General features: G+C 41.2%; 16 protein-coding genes. 9 read left to right on the top strand and 7 right to left on the bottom strand.

All coding sequences use genetic code 11. From position 1 onward, the window contains the following. The first annotated feature begins 588 nt into the window (after nucleotides 1-588). Together gltB and BM380_RS00715 are read left to right on the top strand one after the other, a co-directional pair. A complete protein-coding gene (gene gltB / locus BM380_RS00710; RefSeq protein WP_090492327.1) occupies nucleotides 589-5046 on the top strand; it encodes a glutamate synthase large subunit in 4458 nt (1485 codons plus the stop codon). A gap of 9 nt (nucleotides 5047-5055) precedes the next feature. Next, a complete protein-coding gene (locus BM380_RS00715; protein WP_013465171.1) occupies nucleotides 5056-6471 on the top strand; it encodes an FAD-dependent oxidoreductase in 1416 nt (471 codons plus the stop codon). A 224-nt stretch (nucleotides 6472-6695) separates the two neighbouring features. Here BM380_RS00715 and BM380_RS00720 read toward each other — a convergent pair whose 3' ends face one another. From BM380_RS00720 to nadK, 4 genes are all read right to left on the bottom strand, one after another. Continuing rightward, entirely contained in the window at nucleotides 6696-7013 is a 318-nt protein-coding gene (locus tag BM380_RS00720) for a hypothetical protein (protein ID WP_013465170.1), read from the bottom strand. Nucleotides 7014-7061: 48 nt separating this feature from the next. After that, nucleotides 7062-8735: a DNA repair protein RecN gene (gene recN, locus BM380_RS00725; protein ID WP_090492329.1), complete on the bottom strand. Its 1674-nt coding sequence runs from the start codon at nucleotides 8733-8735 to the stop codon at nucleotides 7062-7064. Nucleotides 8736-8810: 75 nt separating this feature from the next. Next, nucleotides 8811-9368: a hypothetical protein gene (locus BM380_RS00730; RefSeq protein ID WP_013465168.1), complete on the bottom strand. Its 558-nt coding sequence runs from the start codon at nucleotides 9366-9368 to the stop codon at nucleotides 8811-8813. Between the two features lie 279 nt (nucleotides 9369-9647). Next, nucleotides 9648-10532: an NAD(+) kinase gene (gene nadK / locus BM380_RS00735; protein WP_024602951.1), complete on the bottom strand. Its 885-nt coding sequence runs from the start codon at nucleotides 10530-10532 to the stop codon at nucleotides 9648-9650. Between the two features lie 339 nt (nucleotides 10533-10871). On the opposite strand from nadK, the gene BM380_RS00740 reads away from it, so the two are divergent. Beyond that, entirely contained in the window at nucleotides 10872-11837 is a 966-nt protein-coding gene (locus tag BM380_RS00740; protein ID WP_090492331.1) for an HrcA family transcriptional regulator, read from the top strand. Between the two features lie 58 nt (nucleotides 11838-11895). Next, nucleotides 11896-12507 carry a nucleotide exchange factor GrpE gene (gene grpE / locus BM380_RS00745; RefSeq protein WP_013465165.1) on the top strand — a complete coding sequence of 204 codons (612 nt, stop codon included), beginning with the start codon at nucleotides 11896-11898 and terminating at the stop codon, nucleotides 12505-12507. A gap of 27 nt (nucleotides 12508-12534) precedes the next feature. On the opposite strand, the gene BM380_RS00750 is transcribed toward grpE, so the two are convergent. After that, complete coding sequence (locus BM380_RS00750; RefSeq protein WP_090492333.1) at nucleotides 12535-13734, bottom strand: Bcr/CflA family efflux MFS transporter; 1200 nt, start codon at nucleotides 13732-13734, stop codon at nucleotides 12535-12537. Between the two features lie 170 nt (nucleotides 13735-13904). Between BM380_RS00750 and BM380_RS00755 the strand changes: the two genes are divergently transcribed. Next, nucleotides 13905-14702, top strand: a complete 798-nt coding sequence (locus tag BM380_RS00755) for a M48 family metallopeptidase (RefSeq protein WP_090492335.1) — start codon at nucleotides 13905-13907, stop codon at nucleotides 14700-14702. Between the two features lie 77 nt (nucleotides 14703-14779). On the opposite strand, the gene BM380_RS00760 is transcribed toward BM380_RS00755, so the two are convergent. Both BM380_RS00760 and BM380_RS00765 read right to left on the bottom strand, forming a co-directional pair. Next, nucleotides 14780-15568, bottom strand: a complete 789-nt coding sequence (locus tag BM380_RS00760; protein WP_024602952.1) for a nucleoside-binding outer membrane protein — start codon at nucleotides 15566-15568, stop codon at nucleotides 14780-14782. Between the two features lie 118 nt (nucleotides 15569-15686). Beyond that, entirely contained in the window at nucleotides 15687-17000 is a 1314-nt protein-coding gene (locus tag BM380_RS00765; protein ID WP_013465160.1) for a Na+/H+ antiporter NhaC family protein, read from the bottom strand. Nucleotides 17001-17571: 571 nt separating this feature from the next. Here BM380_RS00765 and dapB point away from each other — a divergent pair. The 4 genes from dapB to greA all read left to right on the top strand — a co-directional run bounded on the left by dapB (nucleotide 17572) and on the right by greA (nucleotide 23630). Then, nucleotides 17572-18369: a 4-hydroxy-tetrahydrodipicolinate reductase gene (gene dapB / locus BM380_RS00770; protein WP_090492337.1), complete on the top strand. Its 798-nt coding sequence runs from the start codon at nucleotides 17572-17574 to the stop codon at nucleotides 18367-18369. 362 nt (nucleotides 18370-18731) lie between these two features. Next, nucleotides 18732-19868 (top strand): glutamine-hydrolyzing carbamoyl-phosphate synthase small subunit, encoded by a 1137-nt coding sequence (gene carA / locus BM380_RS00775; protein WP_090492339.1) that lies wholly within the window; start codon nucleotides 18732-18734, stop codon nucleotides 19866-19868. A gap of 16 nt (nucleotides 19869-19884) precedes the next feature. Continuing rightward, nucleotides 19885-23103 carry a carbamoyl-phosphate synthase large subunit gene (gene carB / locus BM380_RS00780; protein WP_016900400.1) on the top strand — a complete coding sequence of 1073 codons (3219 nt, stop codon included), beginning with the start codon at nucleotides 19885-19887 and terminating at the stop codon, nucleotides 23101-23103. Between the two features lie 50 nt (nucleotides 23104-23153). Continuing rightward, nucleotides 23154-23630, top strand: coding sequence for a transcription elongation factor GreA (gene greA / locus BM380_RS00785; RefSeq protein WP_010388635.1), 477 nt, complete (start codon nucleotides 23154-23156; stop codon nucleotides 23628-23630). The last annotated feature ends 29 nt before the right edge of the window (nucleotides 23631-23659 follow it).

A 23659-nucleotide genomic window follows, 5' to 3' on the forward strand; every position in this document is an offset into this window, starting at 1 on the left:
GAATAGCGTGCCATTTTTTATCTTGTTGAATTTAATTACTTTTTATTTTTAAACTTTCTTTTTATGTGTCCGCGGACATAAAAAGTGTCCGCTGCGGGCACTTTTTTGATTTGGCTGTGGGGTGAGATTACCTCAACGTAAAGCAAAGAAAGTTGTTAATTAATGCATAGCATAAGACTAACGTGCAAATTCATTGAATAAACTATGTGCTAATAGAAGTCGATGTAATTAAATGTCATGTTTAGATGTATTACGAATAAAGCAAAAATGATGGAATGATATCTGGTGAATAGTTATTCATTTCAAGCCTCCTTTACGTTTACGTAAACTGCCTGTTGTGAGGGGGTTTTATTTACAAGTTCTTAAAAATAACACCGGTGTCATTAAAGTTTTCGATCCAATATCTACTCAAATGTTAATATTTAGCATTATTTTATGATTTTTAATGAAGTTGAAATATATTCAATATAATGAATATGTATTCAGAAAGATATTGACTCAGGTTAGGAATAACGCTAATTTTGATCGTCTGTTAGCAAATCGTCGAGCCGTTCATCCACGTTAACAGTGCAGCAAGGGGAGGGGTCCATGTTATATGACTCAAAACTAGAAAAAGATAATTGTGGCTTTGGCTTAATAGCCCAAGTTAATAACCAAGCGAGTCACCGACTCATCCGTACGGCGATCACCGGTTTAGATCGCATGCAGCACCGCGGCGGTATATCTGCTGATGGTAAAACGGGTGATGGTTGTGGCTTGTTACTTCAAAAACCAGACAGCTTCTTTCGTGCTATTGCTGCTGAAAATAATTGGCATTTAGGTAAAAATTACGCCGTTGGGATGATTTTCCTCAATGCTGATCCGGTATTAGCACAAGCAGCTAAAGATGTTTTAAGCGAAGAACTAGAAAAAGAAACGCTTAATATTTTAGGTTGGCGTGTTGTCCCTACCGATCCATCAATGTTAGGACCTATAGCCCTAAAGCAATTGCCTGGGTTTGAACAAATTTTTATTAGTGCGCCTGAAGGGTGGCGTTCTAAAGATTTAGAGCGACGTTTATATGTTGCACGTCGTCGTGCAGAAAAGCGCTTGATGGATGATGAATCATTTTATATTGCGAGCTTATCTGGGCTAGTCACCATCTATAAAGGCTTAATGATGCCTGCGGACTTGCCAAATTTTTATCTCGATCTTGCTGATATTCGCATGACCAGTGCTATTTGTGTTTTTCATCAACGCTTCTCTACAAACACACAGCCTCGCTGGCCTTTAGCGCAACCATTTCGTTATTTAGCGCACAATGGTGAAATTAATACTATTGAAGGTAACCGCCAGTGGGCCCGTGCACGCTCTTATAAATTTGCTTCGCCGCTTATTCCTGATTTACAAAGTGCAGCGCCGTTTGTTAATGAAACAGGGTCTGACTCATCAAGTCTGGATAACATGCTAGAGCTATTTTTAGCCGGTGGTATGGATTTATTCCGTGCTATGCGTATGTTAGTGCCGCCAGCATGGCAAAAAAACCGTGCTATGGATGACGACTTACGTGCATTCTATGATTTTAATTCTATGCATATGGAACCGTGGGATGGCCCTGCAGGGATTGTTATGTCGGATGGTCGTTTTGCTGCCTGTAACTTAGACCGTAATGGCCTGCGCCCTGCGCGTTATATCATTACTCAAGATGGCTTTATTACTTTAGCCTCTGAAGTGGGTATATGGGATTACACCGCTGACGAAGTGGTCGAAAAAGGACGTGTTGGCCCGGGCGAACTCCTCGTTATTGATACTAAATTGGGTAAAATTTGGCATTCAGATGAAATTGACCAAGATTTAAAATCACGCCACCCTTATAAGTCGTGGTTAGAAGAAAACGTTAAACGATTAACGCCTTTTGAAGCACTTACCGAGCAAGATGCGGGCAATCGCTCATTTGATGATGAAACCCTAGTCAAATACCAAAAGATGTTTGGCTATACTAACGAAGAGCTAGACAGCGTCATTCGTGTCATGGGTGAAAATGGGCAAGAAGCCACTGGCTCAATGGGTGACGATACGCCGTTTGCCGTTCTGAGTGAAGGGCACCGTTCACTTTATGATTATTTCCGTCAAAAGTTTGCTCAGGTTACTAATCCGCCAATTGATCCGTTACGTGAAAACCATGTAATGTCGCTTGCAACGTGTATTGGCAGTGAGCAAAACGTATTTAATGAAACAACAGGGCACGCTAAACGCCTGCAATTTGATACGCCTATTTTAATGTACGCTGATATGCAGCAGCTACTTAACGCCGATGAAGCGCACTACAGCTATTGTAAGATTGATATTACTTACACCGTAGAAGAAGGCCTTGAGAATGCGGTTAAGCGCATCTGTGATGAAGCACAAGCAAAAGCCGCATCTGGCTGCATTATGCTGGTATTAACGGATCGTAACTTTGATGACAATCAATTACCTATCCCTGCTGCTATGGCGGTGGGTGCGGTACAAAAACGCTTGGTAGATAATAACTTACGCTGTGAGTCAAATATTATTATTGAAACTGGCAGCGTTCGCGATGCGCATCAATTTGCGGTACTACTTGGATTTGGTGCAACCGCAATTTACCCGTATTTAGCGTACGAGTCACTTGTGGCTATGAGCGATACCAAGGTAATTAATAAGTCATACTGTGAAGTTACACTGGCTTATCGTCAAGCAATCAATAAAGGCTTGTACAAAATCATGTCTAAAATGGGCATTAGTACCGTGGCTTCATATCGTTGTTCAATGCTGTTTGAAGCAGTTGGTCTATCGGACGCTATTGTTGAGATGTGTTTTAAAGGCGTGGCGAGTCGTATTAAAGGGGCGTGTTTTAGCGACTTTGATGACGATCAGCAAAGCTTGCATAAACTGGCGCTTAGTAAACGTAAATTATTAAGCCATGGTGGCTTGTTTAAATACGTTCACGGCGGCGAGTACCATGCTTACAACCCTGATGTGATTCAAACGTTACAAAAAGCAGTACGTAGCGGCGAGTACAGTGATTACAGCGAATACGCAAAGCTAGTTAATCACCGTCCAGTCGCGACTCTGCGTGATATGTTGGCTCTAAAACTGCCAGAAAAGGGTATAAGCATTGATGAGGTAGAGCCTGCCACTGAGCTTTATAAACGGTTTGACTCAGCCGCCATGAGTATTGGTGCATTATCGCCAGAAGCGCATGAAGCACTCGCAATTGCCATGAATCGTTTAGGTGGCTGCTCAAATTCTGGTGAAGGTGGCGAAGATAAGCTGCGTTACGGTACAGAAAAAAATTCACGTATTAAACAAGTAGCTTCGGGTCGATTTGGTGTCACCCCACATTACTTACGTAGCGCTGATGTTATTCAAATAAAAGTGGCACAAGGCGCTAAACCTGGGGAAGGCGGACAATTACCTGGTGAAAAAGTCACTCCCTATATTGCCAAGCTTCGTTACTCGGTACCGGGTGTGACACTTATTTCACCTCCGCCGCATCACGATATTTATTCTATCGAAGATTTAGCCCAGCTGATTTTTGACTTAAAACAAGTAAACCCGAATGCATTGATTTCAGTAAAACTGGTATCTGAACCGGGTGTTGGTACAATTGCAACCGGTGTAGCAAAAGCGTATGCCGACTTAATTACCATTTCAGGCTATGACGGCGGCACAGGTGCAAGTCCATTAACCTCGGTTAAATACGCTGGCAGCCCATGGGAGTTGGGACTTGCTGAAACACAGCAAGCATTGGTAGAAAATGGCCTTCGCCATCGTATTCGCCTGCAAACAGATGGTGGTTTAAAAACCGGCCTTGATATCATCAAAGCGGCCATTTTAGGCGCCGAAAGTTTTGGCTTTGGCACAGGGCCTATGGTTGCATTAGGCTGTAAATACTTACGAATCTGTCACTTAAATAACTGTGCGACAGGTGTGGCAACACAAGACGAAACATTACGTCAAAAGCATTATCATGGTCTGCCAGAAATGGCGATGAACTACTTTAAGTTTATTGCTCAAGAAGCGCGTGAAATTATGGCAAGTTTAGGGGTTGCAAACCTAACCGATTTAATTGGTCGCTTAGACTTACTCGAAGCCATTGAAGGCAAAACAGCGAAGCAGCAAAAAATAGATTTATCAGCGGTTATCGCTCAGCCAAATAACCCAACAGGTGAAACACTGTTTTGCAGTGCACCAAATAGCTCGCATTATTTAGGTGAGTTAAATGAGAGCTTACTAGGCAAGGCACAAGAGGCAATAGATAACTCAAGCGGCATTTCATTAGTAAGTCGTATTTGTAATACCGACAGATCAGTAGGTGCCATGCTTTCTGGGTATATTGCTGATAAACACGGTAATCAAGGCATGGCCGCAGATCCGGTAGTTATTGAATTACATGGTACAGCTGGTCAGTCATTCGGTGTATGGAATGCCGGTGGCCTTGAAATGACTTTGGTTGGCGATGCTAACGATTACGTTGGTAAAGGCATGGCTGGCGGTAAGCTAGTTATTCGCCCACCATTGGGTTCGTCATTTGAAAGTCATAAAGCAACAATTATTGGCAATACCTGTTTATATGGTGCAACCGGCGGTAAATTGTTTGCAGCAGGATGTGCAGGCGAGCGTTTTGCTGTACGTAACTCAGGCGTGCAAGCTGTTGTTGAGGGCGTAGGTGATAACGGTTGTGAATACATGACCGGTGGCGTTGTGTGTGTACTTGGTAATGTAGGAGTGAACTTTGGTGCAGGTATGACCGGTGGTTTCGCTTACATTTTAGATGAACGAGGTGATTTTGAGAAACGCATTAACCCAGAGTTGGTTGAAGTGGTTACTTTAGATGACTTAAGTTCACATCAAGAGCATTTACGCGGCTTAATTGCTGATCATTTAGAGCTAACAGGCTCATGCAGAGCAGAAACTATTTTAGCTAACTTTGAACTTTATTTACCGATGTTCAAATTAGTAAAACCTAAATCAAGTGACGTAAAAAGTTTACTCGGGCACCGCGCTCGCAGTAGCGCCGAACTACGTGTTCAGGCGCAATAAGGGGGCAGTATGAGCGAAAATGTATATCAATTTATAGACGTGCAGCGTGTAGATCCACGCAAAAAACCAATCTCGTCGCGTAAAAAATCGTTCGTAGAAATTTATGAACCCTTTTCAGAAAATCAGGTTAATTCACAAGCGGATCGTTGCCTTGATTGTGGTAACCCTTATTGTGAGTGGAAATGTCCAGTACATAATTATATTCCACAATGGTTAAAACTGATCCGTACAGGGCGCATTTTAGAGGCCGCTGAGCTATCGCACCGTACTAACAGTTTGCCAGAAGTGTGTGGTCGAGTATGCCCGCAAGACCGCTTATGCGAAGGCTCATGTACATTAGATGAAGAGTTTGGTGCAGTAACAATCGGTAATATTGAAAAATACATCACCGACACCGCGTTTAAAATGGGCTGGAAACCAGACATGTCCTATGTGACATGGACTGATAAAAAAGTTGCCATTATTGGCGCAGGGCCTGCAGGCCTGGGCTGTGCAGATATCTTAGTGCGTAATGGCGTAAAGCCTGTGGTATTTGACCGTCACCCTGAAATTGGTGGGCTGTTAACCTTTGGTATTCCTTCTTTTAAATTAGAAAAAGAAGTCATGCAAAAACGTCGCGAAATATTTACCGAAATGGGTGTTGAATTCAAGCTTAATGTCGAAGTAGGTAAAGACATTAGCATGGATGAAATACTTAATGAGTATGACGCTGTATTTTTGGGCGTGGGGACTTATCAGAGTATGCGAGCGGGGCTTGAGAACGAAGATGCACCGGGAGTACATGATGCCCTGCCATTTTTAATTGGTAACACTAATCGTGTTATGGGTTACGATGAGTCTAAACAAGCTTGCATTGATATGGCAAACCAAAAAGTAGTGGTACTAGGTGGTGGTGATACAGCAATGGACTGTGTGCGTACCTCTATTCGTCATAACGCGTTAAAAGTAACGTGTGCTTATCGTCGTGATGAAGAGAACATGCCTGGTTCAAAACGCGAAGTAAAAAATGCCAAAGAAGAGGGCGTCATTTTTACTTATAACGTTCAGCCTAAAGGGATTGTGCTTGATGACAAAGGTGCTGTAGCCGGTGTTAAAATGGTAAAAACTCAGCTTGGCGAGGCAGATGAAAACGGCCGCCGTCGCGCTGAGGAAGTACCGGGTTCAGAGCATATTATTGAAGCCACACAAGTGATTATGGCATTTGGTTTTAAGCCACATAAAATGGATTGGCTAGAGCAGTACGACGTAGAAATTAACCACTGGGGTGGTATTAATGCACCCGAGCAAGGTGAATTTACACATCAAACCACTAATCCTAAAATATTTGCTGGTGGCGATATTGTTCGTGGTTCAGACTTAGTGGTCACCGCTATATTTGAGGGGCGTAACGCTGCAGAAGGCATTATGGATTATTTAAAAGTGTAAATAATGCTTTTGTTAGAATGGAGTCAAAAGCAAACCTTCGGGTTTGCTTTTTTTATTTCCTCAGTTTTACAAACAAAGGTAAATATTTATGGTTCCATAGTCGGTGTTTAAGGTCTACAAAAAGGGACGTAGGTTTTGACCTAGCTATTTACAATTATAAGATTTTACAAATAAAAAAGCCCGCAATACATAGATTGTGGGCTTTTTTTTAAACGCACTGTTAGTTAATCCATCGAGAAGTGATCTAGGCTCGGTTTCACTCTGGCTTGTCGGCGTTTCACACTTTTATAGCAAATAACGTTACAAACAAGCTGTAGGCCAATAACTAACCAACTTAGTGTTATTAAGCCACTAATAGCTGTGCTGCTAAAAACTAACATAACAGCAATAACAATATGTACAATTAATGCCACATTTAAAAAACGATATAAGCTCTGCTTAAATTGTGTATGTTTAAACTTACTAAAAACAGCCAAAAGTATACTGACAATCAGTAGCAGCCAGTTAATTGCTAAGCCAAAATAAATGACCGTCGTTTGCATTAATGTATCCTCACCGTATCAAGGTAACGCACTATAAAGCGATTCACTTTATCCGTGCGCTTTTATAAGCTCTTTTGCATTTGCTTTAGCTGTTTTGCTAATGTTATCACCACCCAGTAATCGAGCAATCTCATTTACTCGACCATCTTTATTCAATGCCAGCATATGCGTAAATGTTTCACCGTCTGCAATTTCCTTGGCAACAAAAAACTGCTGATGAGCGCTACTGGCCACTTGCGGTAAATGGGTCACACAAATTACTTGCGTAGACTTACCTAGTTGGCGCAGTAGTTTACCAACAGCAGCAGCTGTTGGGCCAGAAATACCAACATCCACTTCATCAAAAATAAGCGTAGGGGTCGTGACTTTTTGCGCAATAATAACCTGAATAGCTAAACTAATTCGTGATAACTCGCCACCCGAGGCTACTTTTGCTAAAGGTTGCAATGGTTGCCCTGGGTTTGTTGATACTAAAAACGAAACATTATCAAAGCCTAAGCTATTTGGAGCGCGATCGTTTTGTGCAGTCAATGCTATTTCAAATACGCCATTTTCCATAGATAGATTAGCCATGCTTTCGCTGATCAATCCATTTAATGTATTCGCATACTGGTGGCGACTTGCACTTAATTGTTCACTGGCGTTTTGATAATCCTCAAGGGCATGTTCAATTTCACCTTCAAGTTGCTCAAGACGTGAGCTGTTATTACTTATCGACTCAAGCTCTTGTGCAATAGTTTGATGAAATCCAACGAGCTCTTGGGGTTTTATATGGTGTTTTCTGGCTAAGTCCATTGCACCACTGAGTCTGTTTTCTACTTCAGTTAATCGCTGAGGATCCAAGTCGGCTTGTTCAGTGTAATTACGAACTTCTCGGCTTGCTTCTTCAACTTGAACAGCGGCTTCTGATAATAATGTTGCCACACTGGCTAAGCTTTCATCATACTGTGCAAGTTCAGTAAATTGTTGGGCGCTGTGCTGTAAAATGGAACACGTATTTTGTTCATCATTTTCATATAAATGCTGCAACTCGCGCTGGCAGACTTGCAATATAGTTTGGCTATTGCTGAGTTTATAATGTTCGGCTTCTATTTGCTCAAATTCATCTGCCTGCAATGCAAATTCATCAAGCTCTGCGACTTGATACTCCAATAGTTGCTTTTGTGCGGCTTGTTGCTGCTGCTGTTGTTCTAGCTGTTTAAATTCTTTTTGTAAGTCAGCAAATTGTTTATAACGCTGGCTTACAGCATTAACAAGATTATGATGGCCTGCATATGCATCGAGTAATTGTAGCTGATGCTCTGCCTTTAATAGGTGCTGGTGCGCATGTTGACCATGAATAGAAATTAAATATTGGCCTAGCTCTTTTAGTTGTGCAGCGGTAACTGGGCTGCCATTAATGTAGCTTTTACTGCGACCATTTTTACAAACAACTCGACGAAGTAAACATTCGTTGTCGTCGTTATTAAGCATGTTCTCTTCTAAAAAAGCATGAGCGAGTGGTAAATTGCTTAAATCAAATTGTGCACTTACCTCTGCTTTATCAGTACCTGGGCGCACAGCAGACGCTTCTGCTCGCTCTCCAAGACACAATGATAATGCATCAATGGCGATTGATTTACCTGCTCCCGTTTCACCGGTGATAGCGGTCATACCCGAATGCCATTCTGTGCTTAAATTACTTACGATTGCAAAATTTTTAATTTCTAAACCAATTAACATACTGTTCATCCATCCAGTGAATTAACTGTTAATTTATACAGTGTTTTGGTTTTTTGCAAATTAAATTTCTATATTTTAAGCAAGGCTGGACTCAATTAATGTTTTTTTTTCTTCATCAATAGGGAGGTTTTCATCGTTAAGGTCAATACTATCAACTGGTTGCGCTATGTCTTCAGTTTTTAACTTTAAAATTAGCGTAGGAAGGACTTCTTGATAAAAGTTTTTATTATATAAAATACCTTGAGCTGGTAACTCTGCTATAAAATATTGAGTGGTATCGGAAAAAGCTTGGCTGTTATTATTTTTATAGGTTTTTATTAGTTCTTCGTTAAGTATATTAATAAGTAAATCGCATAGCGACTCTAGCTTATTTAAATTTTCATCAGTGTGTGGCTGTACTACAAAAAAATTACTGACAACGGCTTGAATTCGAGGAAGGTGTTTAGCGCTAATGACTTTTGCATCAAGTAACTCGTTAAGTTTTATTTTTAAACGTGATTGAGTACTTGCAACGCGCTCGTTAAACAGCTTTTTCTTTGCTTCAATAGTCTTTTTACGATTACTTTCAATGAGTAAGTAACTGCCAAGTAAAGTAATTAACAATAATAAAGCAAGAAATACTACATAAGTCATTGCTACAATTTCCTGATGGTGATGATTAATAATCTAGCCCGATATTTTGCTCTAAAGTTGCATGTTTGGCAATAACTGAGAGATTGTTTATCTATTGGGGTGAAACAAACATGCGCACTCAAAGAGACTCAGCCTTACCTACCTGTTTAGAGGCAAGGGATATGAGCATGCGTAGTAGTTTTAATCGCTTTTTACTTTGCCCACTCGATTAACTATCTCTTGCTGCGATTACATCGCCCCTCAATTAAACAACTCTCAGTCCTAAAAGCTCAACCGTTTTTAGTATAAACGGCTACCCCAGTTTAACTTCTTACGAAGCACATTATAATAAGAGTAATTTTTTGGGTGAATTAATCGTAATTTTCTATCTGCTTTGCGAATAACGACCTCATCACCGGGTAATACGGCAAGTACAACATGGCTGTCGCAACTTACCTGTAAGCTATCGGTATTTTCTAAACTAAGCTTTAAACGTACTTCGTTATCGGCATCTACCACTAAAGGGCGGCTTGATAAAGTATGCGGGAACATAGGAACCAATGACATGGCGTTGAGTTCTGGGGTTAAAATAGGGCCGCCGCCCGATAAAGAGTAGGCTGTTGAACCTGTTGGAGTCGATACAATTAACCCATCAGAGCGTTGTGAGAATACAAAATCATCGTTAATAAATGCTTCAAACTCAATCATGTGTGCTACTTTATCAGCATGAAGCACCGCTTCGTTTACTGCCGAATTAGCGCTTTTAAGTTCGTTATGACGGTACACTTCTACTTCTAATAAAAAACGTTTTTCTTCAATGTAATCGCCACTGAGTACTTGTTCTAAACTGCCTTCAAATCCTTCTGGATTTAAATCGGTTAAAAAGCCTAAATTGCCTCTGTTTACACCGATTACCGCAATATCAAAACGAGCGAGTACTCTTGCAGCGCCAAGCATATTGCCATCACCACCAACCACAATGGCTAAATCGGCGCGCGCTCCCAAATCAACGAGTTTTACGAGCTTGTCCTCAGGTACATCACTAAGTTGACCTCCCGTGCGTTTTTCAACAATCACCTCAAAGCCTAAAGCTAATAAAAACGTATGTAATCGTTGTAACGTAGCGGCTGCATTAGGATGATTTGGCTTACCAATCAAGCCAATAGTGTTAAAGGGAGAGTCCATAATAAATACACTGAAAGTTTCGGTATTGGTAGAGTAACCTAAAACAGAAGTGTTTGAAAACACAGATCTTAGGGTCTGTTGTCCTTTCAATGCGAAACAGACACTGACTGAAGGGTTTTGACTAGAGGCGATTAACTTTTTGTTATTCGGTTTTCACTTCGGCCACTAGGTTACAAAGCTCGTATCGCGATTAAATCGCCCCTAGTTTGAACAAATTTTAATCCGCAAAAATAACAGAGCTTAATAGTGACTAATTGATTTAATTAATTCACTGTAAAATTTAGATTTATTAAATTTCTTATACTTGAAATAATAATACCTAGCCCCGATATAACAGTCATGCGTAAAGATGTAGATAACATGAAACTAAATCCTCGAGACCAGCAAATTTTTGCCGCTGTTATGAGCCTGTACTGTAATGGTGATGGCTTACCTGTGCCTTCAACAAAAATTGCAAAACAAAAAGGTATGGCGGTGTGTTCTGCCACTGTTCGCAACGCGATGGCACGCCTTGAAAAAATAGGCTTATTGTATTCACCACATACATCTGCTGGGCGAGTCCCTACCAATGATGGCTTTGACTATTGGTTTGATGAGTTTTTTACTTTGGATGCTATTGCTAATTACTGGCAGCCTGAGCAGGCTGAGTTAGTCGAATTGGCACATGGCTTGAGTCAACGTTACCAAGTATGCTGTTGTGTGGGGCTACCTCAAGTTAGAACTCAACAGGTATTTAGAGTAGAAGTGCTAGACTTTGACGCTAATAACTGGCTTATCTTACTTTTAGACAGAGCAGGGCAAAGCCATAATATTTGCATTAACAAGCCTGATGATCCCAGTGACGGCCAACGCTACGAGTTTGCCACTTGGCTTAACACTGTATTTAGCCAGCAAACGCTCATTGAAGGGCTATACAGAATGCAGGCAATGGCAAATACGGCACCGCGTAATTGTCATGACTCTTTAACTCAATGGACGCGTGAACTAAGCCAAAAATTAGGTTCAGATAACAGTATTGTGGTGGGCGAAAACTACCTTTATAAAAAAATAGATTGTGAGCAAAGTCTTAATATTGGTGTTTCATTTTTAAATTTTGTGGAAGATAAGCTCGCATTTAAAAATGGGGTCTCTATTCTCAGTGCTGAAAACTTACCTTTTAGCACCTGTGATGATCTCATTGTGATCACTGTGCCGTACTTTCAAAATCAGGAATATCAAAGTCGTTTTTGTGTTATTTGTCCGAAATCAGCGCAATTAGAGAAAATAATCCAAGAATTTAAATTATTAGAGCCATCGGGCTCTTGAATCTTTTTATTCAATCCCCATAATTACCGCAGTTGTAAAGAATTGGAGCGTATATTTTATGTCTGAGCAGACACAAAACCCAGAGCAAGAAGTAGAATTGAACGAAGAAGTGGCGCAAATGGAAGCCGACGTTGAGGCTGCAGTAGAAGCAGCAGAACAACACGCCGAGCAAGAGCAAAGCCCTGAAGCAGAAATTGCAATGTTATATGCTGAGTTAGAAGCGGCAAAACAAACTATTGCAGATCAGAAAGATAGCGTCGTTCGCGCTGCTGCTGACGTTGACAATATGCGTCGTCGTGCTGCACAAGATGTTGAGAAAGCACACAAATTTGCACTTGAAAAATTTGCTAATGAATTACTCCCTGTTATAGATAACTTAGAGCGTGCTATTGAGTTCTCTGATAAAGAAAATGAAACGCTTAAGCCTTTGTTAGAAGGTATTGATATGACAGTAAAAAGCTTTAACGATGCAGTGGCTAAATTTGGCGTTGAAATTGTAAACCCACAAGGTGAGCAGTTTAACCCAGATTTTCATCAAGCAATGTCGATTCAGCCAAGTAATGATGTGACGCCTAATACTGTGTTAGCAGTAATGCAAAAAGGTTACACATTAAACGGTCGTTTATTACGTCCTGCAATGGTTATGGTATCTAAAGCAGCTGATGCTTAATTAAGTATACAATTAAAAAATGCCTCATTATGAGGCATTTTTTTTGTCTTTAAAATAATGAACTAACTGCACTAGGATAGTGAGTACAACTGCGCTGAACATTAAACTTGAAAATGGAACTGCACTTTTTGCATGCATTACCGCTAATATAGGGCCTACTAATGCGCCACTACCAAAACGTAAGGTGCCAATAACCGCCGTTGCAGTCCCTGTATTTTGCTCAAATTTCATCAAAATCAATGAATCTGCGTTACTTGCTATTATACCTAGGCTCATCATCAACGGAGCAATAGCCGCAACAATAAAGTAAAGTGACAAGTTTAATACGCTAAAGCTAAGTAATGCTGCGCCAGAGATAAGGCCACACATTAAGCCATAATAAAGCATTTTGCGTGAGCCAATACGTGGCACTACGCGAGTATTTAAAAAATTACCAAACATCAACGCCATTACATTAAAAGCGAATAACAGGCCAAACAATTGTTCTGATACTTTAAATAGGTCGAGGTAAATATAAGGGACGGACGTTAAAAAGCAAAAAAAGCCAAACGACACAAACATCGAGCTTAAAATATCGGCGCGGGCGTGCGTATTACTTAATACCACTTTATAACTTGAGAAGAATAATGCTAATCCTTTTCGCTCATTTTTAAATATTGGAATATCGATTAAATAACGTTGCACAAAGAGTAAAATAACAAAGCTATAGGTCGCTAAAACAATAAAAATAGTCGACCATACCGAAAAGCCTAAAATAACCGAGCCGATAGAGGGGGCAAGTAAAGGCGCTATCATCATAATCATAGACACGTAAGACATACCTTTAGCAGTATTTTTTTGATATATATGCCTAATGATCCCAGGGACGACAACCGTAGCGGCCGCGCCTGTAAATGCCTGTACAGCTCTTAACAGCCAAAAAGTATGCACTTCAGTGGTAAATGCTAACGCCAGTGAACTTAAGCCAAATAAACTGAGACCTATCCGTGCCAGTTTACGCCTGCCAATTTGATCCGCTATAGGACCAAAAAATAACATGCCCAATGCATAACCCGCTAAGTATATGCTCAACGATATTTGAACATTTGGCATGCTGGTATTGAGATCATTGGCAATCACCAGCATCGCCGGTAAATACATATCAATGGCTAAAGGCGTGATCGCGACAATACTGGCTAATAAAGGCAATAAAATGCGGGTGTTAAAAGAAGAAGCCGAAGCACTCATTTAAAAACTCAAAACAACGAATATAGGCCCAGCATTATAGCAGGGCAATAGCCTTGGATAAACTTAGTTTGCCTGCTAACTTAATTGTTTAATTGCAAAAAGCAAAGATTTTAAACTAACACCGCGTTTGGTATTCTATACTTAGTAACAAACTTTTTTAGGGTAACACAATGAAAAAATTGGTTTTGGTAGTTCTAGCCAGTGCAGTATTAGCAGGTTGTAAAACATCACCAACTGGGCGCACGCAAATTGCGCTTTACTCAGATCAGCAAATGACTCAAATGGGCACTGCCAGTTTTGCAGAGATGAAAAAAACGCAGCCGGTAAATAAAGATCCAAAAGTAAACAGTTACGTCAATTGCATTGCTGAAAAAGTAGTGGCCGTGCTACCTACAGAATATGCATCTCAAAATTGGGAAGTGGTGGTATTTGAAGATGAATCTGCAAACGCCTTTGCATTGCCTGGCGGTTATATTGGTGTACATACGGGGCTCTTAAAAATAGCCACAAATCAAGATCAGGTTGCCACTGTTTTAGGCCATGAAGTTGGACACGTGATTGCTGAGCATTCAAATGAACGGGTCTCACAAAGTTCTATTTTACAAACGGGTATGCAGCTGGGCAATGCGGCGCTTGAAATGGGTAACGTGCAATACCGTAATGAAATTATGCAAGGCCTTGGTTTAGGCGCTCAATATGGTGTGGTTTTACCCTTTAGTCGCTCACACGAGTCAGAGGCGGATACAATTGGTTTAGATCTTATGGCGCAAGCAGGGTTTAACCCTAAAGAGTCTGTAACACTTTGGCAAAATATGAGCCAAGCGGGCAGTGGAGCTACGCCAGAGTTTTTATCAACTCACCCAGCACCAACGAGCCGTATTGCAAATTTACAATCGCAAATGAGTAAAGCGCTTAGCGAGCAAAAAACAGCTAAAGCACAAGGTAAAAATCCGCAGTGTAGGTTGTGATTTAAATAGTCGTTAGACAATTAAAAAAGCCTGTAGATTTAAACTGACAGGCTTTTCAATTATCATGTTACTAGAACCTAGAACGTCCACTCTAAGTGGACTTGCGGCACGGATTCACTAACATCAGTACCAAATTTATTGTGCCAGTATTGCCATTCCATACCTAACAGTAAGGTATTTTCTTTCATTTCTAGCGCATGTCCCATATCCCATACAATAATAGGTTGGGCTAAAAACCAAGCACGCACATCGTTACCAAACTCATCTTTGCGTTCAGCAATGTACTCTGCATGGCCTTTTACGTTAAACTTTTGCGAGCCAATCATGAACGGGTAATCAAAGGCTACATCAAACATCCAGCTGTTAGTCTCAATGGGTGCACCGCCTTTTGCAACGCCTTCGCTATCATCAATGTATGCACTGATAAGGGTTGAAAAGAAATTAAAACCAGGCACATCCCAGCTTAATTTTACGCCTGGTAAATATTTAACTACTTTGGCATCGCCAGCAGCATTAATACCCATGGTTAGGCCAACATCAACAAGCGCCCCTGACGCTACTTTTTCGTCCATTACAGCAGATAAGCTAAGGGTAGAGTAACCTTCAAAGTAAAAGTCTTGATCTTGAAAGCCATCATCGTTGCTGTCGGTACTGTAATCAATAAAGAAAAAGTTATCGCCATAATCATGCCCAGAAGCATGCTCAATTGAGTACACCGTGGTATTAGATTTTTGTTCAGTAAATGGGTTTTTGTGGTTGCCGTTATTAATATGAAGCGCCGTATTGCTCCAATTAGCAGCGGTAGCTGTTGAACTTAAGGCACACGCACTTAGTGCAACGAGAGGAAGTAAGTTTTTAATTTTCATAACCATATTTTATGTGACACGCTGAATATCACATTATAGCAAACACGGTTAATTTGTTAATTATTTATTGTGATAAACAGTGCATTAGCACGCAGCTAATACACTGTAAAAAGGGAGATTATGCTTTATTGCGGCGCAAACAAATAACAGCAATAGCAGTAAAGGCTAAAATAAAGCAGTAGTAAGATGAGGTTGAAACATCCCACGGGCTAATTTTAAATGTAGCACCAAGTAATAATGCTTGCGCGCCATAAGGCAAAGACCCTTGGGTTACACAGGCAAAAATATCTAATAAACTGGCAGAGCGTTTACCACTAATTTCGCCATCATCAGCCAGTTTTTTAGCAATAGGGCCTGTCACAATAATAGACACGGTATTATTGGCAATACACATATTACTGGTGACAACTAATGCCGCGATCCCTAACTGATCGGCTACTTTACGGTGCCATTTGGCAATGACTTTAGTAATAGCTTGAATTTTTTGAGCGATGTAGTCGAGGCCGCCATTAATACGAATAAACTCAGAGAGGCCACCAATAAACATAGACAGTAAAAATATTTCCTGCATTTCACTAAAGCCTTTGTAAATATCTTTTACAAAGCTTGCACCTTCATAGCTGCCGGTAAAGCCCATTAATGCGGCAAACACAATACCGCTTAACAGCACGACAAACACATTAAAGCCCATTACCGCCAGGACTAAAATAAAGGCATACGGAAGTACTAATAAAATATCGTAGTCTTTGGTATCAACTACTTGTGCTGCAGGCGTTAAAAATAATAGCAATGCAATAGTGAGTATGGCGGCCGGAACAGCAATTTTAAGGTTTTCTTTAAACTTATCTTTCATTTCACAGCCTTGCGTGCGGGTAGCAGCAATCGTGGTGTCAGAAATTATTGATAAGTTATCACCAAACATAGCACCAGATACAATGGTACCGGCCATTAAAGCAGGATCAATTCCTGTTTTAATAGATACCGCATAGGCAATTGGGCCAATAGCACCAATAGTTCCCATTGATGTGCCCATAGCAGTAGAAATAACCGCCGCTATTAAAAATAAACCAGGTAGTAGTAACGAAGGGGGAATAAGTGAAAGTCCGGCATTAACAACCGCATCCACACCGCCGGTAGCACCAGCAACCGCCGAAAAAGCACCCGCTAGTAAGTAAATAAGACACATGGTAATAATATTGTTATTACCTACGCCCTTTATAAAGGTTTCTACGCTTTGGTTGATGCTGGTTTTATTTAAAATAAAGGCTAAAACAATCGCGGGTAAAATAGCGACTGGTGCTGGGAGTTGATAAAACGCGTAATCAACCCCTTGAGATTGTAAATATAAGCCTGAGCCTAAAAAAATAGCAACAAAGGTGAGTAGGGGAAGCAAAGAAAATCTTGCTTTATTTTTATCAAATGATGGCTGCATCATAATCCTCGTTAATTATTCATAGCAATCGAAGTCGATTGATATATTAAACAGCCAAAGCATCCCTCTTTTAGCTGAATTTAGTTGTTTGTTTTACTATCTAACCAGATAAGTAATCCAACAGCGCCCGCAAGCCAAAGACCAAATCGGCGCAAAAAAAGAAGTTTAAATGTATAGATGGCTAAATGCAAAGACTATCTGTTATTATTATGAGGGTCTGTTGATCTTTCAAGGTTAAATTTGCAGCAGTCTGTTTGGTATTTAGGCAAGGCAGAGCCTATGTGGTGTGGTTGTTCCCCATAAATAGGCGATAACGCATCATCAATGCCAAACAGGCGCTGCCCGAAGGGTTCTGCCTAGGGGCGATTTACTCTTTGTTGCTCGGTTTTTACTTAGCCCACTAGGTTACAAACCTCGCGCCACGATTAAACCGCTCCTAGTTTGAACAAATTTTAATCCGCAAAGGTCAACAGACCCTAAAATAATCGAAGCTTTTTTATAAGCTTTCCTGACTATTACATGAGTTTTAGATAAAATCTAGCTAACTAAAAAATACATAGGTTGTAAAAAGATGAATCGAGTAGGTGTGTTTGGTGCGAATGGCCGTATGGGACTGGCACTTGTAGAAGCAGCAACAATCAATAAAAATTCACAATTAGCGGCGGCCTATGTGCGCAGTCAGTCACCGTTATTAGACCTGCCCGTTAATCAGCTTAATAGCGCAGCGGCAAAAGAGATTAAGTTTAGCAGTGAACAGCAGGTTGAAAATGTAGATGTGCTTATAGACTTTACTTTGCCTGAAGGCATGAGAAATCATTTAAAAACAGCCGTTGAGCAAAAAACACCTATGGTAATTGGCACCACCGGCTTAACTCATGACGATATGGCGCTATTAACGGATGCCGCTAAACATATTCCGATTGTATTTGCGCGTAATTATAGCGTGGGCGTAAATTTACTGCTTAACTTAGTGCAAACGGCAGCGACAAAACTAGGCGATGATTTAGATATAGAAATTTTTGAAGCACATCATCGTTATAAAATTGATGCGCCATCGGGCACTGCACTTGCCATTGGCGAGTCGATTGCTCAGGCAAAAGGGTGGGATCATGATGAGGTTGCCGTTTATGATCGCAACAATATAGAGCAGGCCAAATCACAAAATGAAATTGGTTATTCGGTGCTAAGAGGCGGTGATATAGTAGGTGAACACACGGCCTACTTCGCTACAATGGGCGAAAGACTTGAATTAACCCATAAAGCAAGTTCGCGAATGACCTTCGCGCTAGGTGCTATAAGAGCTGCGCAGTGGTTGAAAAATAAACCTGCAGGACTTTATGACATGCAAGATGTGCTAGATTTAAAGTAGTTAAGTTCCTTTTTTAACGCTTTGAGGTGGTTTTTTGCTATAACTACTTATTTATTGCAATTTACTAATTAGCGTTAGACCTAAAAGCCAACTTCATGTAGAATGCAGCCAATTTGCCAAAAATTACTAAATGCGTGTTTCCAATTATACTCATATGGTTAGCAAAACCGGGGTTTGTGTGGGAATGAAAAGAGTTTTAGGCAAGAAAAATGAATGAAGGTTTAGTGGTTTACATCGGCATCATTTAAGACTGCGTAAAACAATTTAAGCTCACAGAAATCAGGTTTTGACCAATTATCTGAGTATTGGCGGGGTGTTAAGCAATTTGCTTACTCCCGTTTTTTACTGTTAGGAGGTTTAACTTGACTAAATCCGCTCTGTTAGTCCTAGAAGACGGCACAGTGTTTCGCGGTACTGCAATCGGCGCTGACGGCATGTCAGTCGGTGAAGTAGTATTCAATACGTCTATGACTGGTTATCAAGAAATTTTGACTGATCCATCGTACGCGGAACAAATCGTAACTTTGACGTACCCACATATCGGTAATACGGGTACCAACAGCGAAGACGAAGAAGCGAGTCACATTTGGGCTAAAGGCCTAGTGATCCGTGATTTGCCACTGCTAGCGAGTAATTTTCGTAACGAGCAATCGTTAGATGATTACTTAAAAGAACGTAATATTTTAGGTATTGCGGACATCGACACCAGAAAACTAACCCGTATTTTGCGTGATAAAGGCGCACAAAATGGCTGTATCGTTGCCGGTGACGAACTAGACGAGAAAAAAGCGCTTGAAGCTGCGCAAGCCTTCCCAGGCTTAAAAGGCATGGATTTAGCAAAAGTTGTCTCAACCAAGGAAAATTTTGAGTGGCGCGAATCAAGCTGGACATTAGGCGAAGGGTTTAAAATCTTACACGCTGATGATGAAAAGTTTCATGTTGTTGCCTACGACTTCGGTGTTAAACGTAATATTTTACGTATGCTTGTAGATCGTGGTTGTAAACTAACGGTTGTACCCGCACAAACCTCTGCCGCTGACGTACTAGCATTAAACCCTGATGGTATTTTCTTATCAAATGGCCCTGGCGATCCTGAGCCATGTACTTATGCCATTGATGCAATTAAAACCTTTTTAGAAACCGATACGCCAATTTTTGGTATTTGTTTAGGGCATCAACTATTAGCGCTTGCCTCAGGTGCTAAAACAGTAAAAATGAAGTTTGGCCACCATGGTGGTAACCACCCAGTTAAAGATCTTGAGCGCGATGTCGTAATGATCACCGCACAAAACCATGGTTTTGCTGCAGATGAAGCCACATTACCAGATAACCTACGTGCAACGCATAAATCGTTATTTGACGGCACATTGCAAGGTATTCACCGTACAGATAAACCAGCATTTAGCTTCCAAGGTCACCCTGAAGCGAGTCCTGGTCCGCACGATGCAGCCCCATTATTTGACCACTTCATCGATTTGATGCAAGCGCGTAACCACTAATTTAACCGGAGTAATAATGCCAAAACGTACCGACATAAAAAGCATTCTTATCTTAGGCGCAGGCCCAATTGTAATTGGTCAAGCTTGTGAATTTGACTACTCTGGTGCTCAAGCGTGTAAAGCACTTAGAGAAGAAGGCTACCGAGTTATATTAGTTAACTCAAACCCAGCAACTATCATGACTGACCCAGAAATGGCCGATGCAACATACATCGAACCAATTCACTGGGAAGTGGTAGAAAAAATCATTGAAAAAGAAAAGCCAGATGCTGTCCTGCCTACAATGGGTGGCCAAACAGCATTAAACTGTGCGCTTGATTTAGACAAGCATGGTGTATTGGCTAAGCATGGCGTTGAGCTTATTGGCGCAACAGCCGATGCAATCGATAAAGCAGAAAACCGTGAGCGCTTTGATGTTGCTATGCGTAACATCGGCCTTGAATGTCCACGTGCTGAAATTGCCCATTCAATGGATGAAGCGCGCGATACGATGACCCGTATCGGCTTACCGTGTATTATTCGTCCTTCTTTCACAATGGGCGGCACCGGCGGCGGTGTGGCTTACAACATGGAAGAGTTTGAAGAAATCTGTGAGCGCGGTTTAGACCTTTCACCAACCAGCGAGTTATTAATAGATGAGTCGTTAATTGGTTGGAAAGAATACGAAATGGAAGTTGTTCGTGACAAAAAAGACAACTGTATTATCGTCTGTTCTATTGAAAACTTTGACCCAATGGGTGTGCACACAGGTGACTCAATCACTGTGGCTCCAGCACAAACATTAACCGACAAAGAATACCAAATCATGCGTAATGCCTCTATGGCCGTATTGCGTGAAATTGGTGTTGAAACCGGCGGTTCAAACGTACAATTTGGTGTAAACCCCGTTGATGGCCGTATGGTTATCATTGAAATGAACCCACGTGTATCACGTTCATCGGCACTGGCCTCTAAAGCAACCGGTTTCCCAATTGCTAAAATCGCCGCTAAGTTAGCGGTAGGCTACACGTTAGATGAGCTTCAAAACGATATCACTGGTGGTAAAACCCCAGCATCGTTTGAACCGTCAATCGATTACGTTGTAACAAAAATTCCTCGCTTTAATTTTGAAAAATTTGCCGGTGCAAACGACCGTTTAACGACGCAAATGAAATCAGTGGGCGAAGTAATGGCGATTGGTCGTAATCAACAAGAGTCATTACAAAAAGCATTACGTGGTTTAGAAGTAGGCGCAACAGGCTTTAACCCAATTGTGGCACTTGATGACCCTAAAGCAAAAGAAAAAATCATTCGTGAATTACGTGAGCCAGGTGCAGAGCGTATTTGGTACATTGCCGATGCAATGCGCCATGGTATGAGCGTTGAAGATGTATTTGAATTAACTAAGATTGACCCTTGGTACTTAGTACAAATTGAAGATATCTTAAAAGACGAAGCTAAAATTTCAGAAGTCGGTATGGCCGGCTTAAATGCAGACTTCTTGCGTAAACTTAAACGCAAAGGGTTTGCAGATCCGCGTATTGCAGAAATTGCCGGTGTGTCAGAAGCTGAAATCCGTAAAAAGCGTCATCAACTCAATATTGTGCCTGTGTACAAACGCGTTGATACGTGCGCTGCCGAATTTAGCTCAGATACAGCTTACATGTACTCATCTTACGATGAAGAGTGTGAAGCGAACGCATCTGACCGTGATAAAATCATGGTGATTGGTGGTGGTCCTAACCGTATCGGCCAAGGTATTGAATTTGACTACTGTTGTGTTCATGCTGCGCTTGCGCTTCGTGAAGACGGTTACGAAACTATTATGGTTAACTGTAACCCTGAAACGGTATCTACCGATTACGATACGTCAGACCGTTTATACTTCGAACCAATTACCCTTGAAGACGTGCTTGAAATTGTACGTGTTGAAAAGCCAAAAGGCGTTATCGTACAGTACGGTGGTCAAACGCCACTTAAACTTGCGCGTGAGCTTGAAGCGAACGGCGTGCCAGTAATTGGTACTTCGCCAGATGCGATTGACCGTGCAGAAGATCGTGAACGCTTCCAACAACTTGTTGAGCGTTTGGATTTACTGCAGCCAGAAAATGCCACCGTAACCTCAACTGAAGAAGCTATTTTAAAATCAGTTGAAATTGGTTTCCCACTGGTAGTACGTCCTTCGTACGTATTAGGTGGTCGTGCGATGGAAATTGTATACGATGAGCAAGACTTACGTCGTTACATGACCGAGGCCGTATCTGCATCAAACGAAGCACCCGTGTTACTTGACCGTTTCTTAGATAACGCAATCGAAGTTGACGTTGATGCTATCTGTGATGGCGAGCAAGTCATCATCGGCGGCATAATGGAGCATATTGAACAAGCGGGCGTTCACTCTGGTGACTCAGCGTGTTCATTACCAGCTCACTCGCTAACGCAAGAAGTACAAGATGTAATGCGTAAGCAAGTAACTGATATGGCCCTTGAGCTTGGCGTAGTTGGTTTGATGAATACACAGTTTGCGGTTAAAGATGGCAAAGTGTATTTAATCGAAGTAAACCCACGTGCAGCACGTACAGTTCCATTTGTATCTAAAGCAACGGGTGTAGCACTTGCAAAAGTTGCGGCACGTTGTATGGCAGGTCAATCTTTAGCAAGCCAAGGCATTACTAAAGAAGTGATTCCACCGTACTACAGCGTAAAAGAAGTGGTATTGCCATTTGCTAAGTTCCAAGGTGTGGATCCTATCCGTGGCCCAGAAATGCGCTCTACGGGTGAAGTAATGGGTGTTGGTGATACTTTCGCCGAAGCGTTCGCAAAAGCACAATTAGGTGCAAGCAACACTTTACCACGTGGTGGTCGCGCGTTACTATCTGTACGTAATAGCGATAAGCCACGTATTGTAGAACTAGCTAAAACCATGACAGACCTTGGTTTTGAGCTAGATGCAACAGGTGGAACAGCTGCTGCACTTGAAGATGCTGGAATTACGGTTCGCCGTGTAAATAAAGTATATGAAGGTCGTCCGCACATTCTTGATAGAATCAAAAATGGCGAGTATAGCTATATCGTTAATACCACCGAAGGTCGCCAAGCGATTGAAGATTCGAAGGTGTTACGTCGTGGTGCATTGCAGCACAAAACCAATTATACTACGACATTGAATGCGGCATTTGCTAACTGTACTGCTAACCAAGCAGATGACCGCAGTAAAGTGACGTCTGTTCAAGAACTACACCTGCGATTGAACTAAGGAAATGTGCCAAGGCCGTAACCACGGCCTTGGGATTAAGTGAGAAAAGTATGCAATCAATTCCAATGACAGTTCGTGGCGCAAAATTATTGCGCGATGAACTTAACGAATTAAAAACTGTTACCCGTCCAAAAATTGTATCTGATATTGCTGATGCACGTGAACACGGTGACTTAAAAGAAAATGCTGAGTATCACGCTGCGCGTGAGCAACAGGGTTTTTGTGAAGGCCGTATTCAAGAAATTGAAGCAAAACTTTCAAACATGCAGATGATTGACGTAACAAAGATGCCTAATACAGGTAAAGTGATTTTTGGTACTACAGTAACCATCGTTAATGTTGAAACCGACGCTGAAGTTAAATATCAGATTGTTGGCGATGATGAAGCAGATATTAAAAGTAATTTAATCTCTGTCAATTCACCAATTGCTCGCGGCTTAATTGGTAAACAAGCGGATGACGCTGTGATTATCAAAACGCCAAAAGGTGATGTAGAGTACGAAATCATTGAGGTTGAGTATATTTAATTAGTTAACTCACTTTAACGTTTTATAAA

The organism is Pseudoalteromonas sp. DSM 26666, from assembly GCF_900116475.1.
GTDB lineage: Bacteria > Pseudomonadota > Gammaproteobacteria > Enterobacterales > Alteromonadaceae > Pseudoalteromonas > Pseudoalteromonas tetraodonis.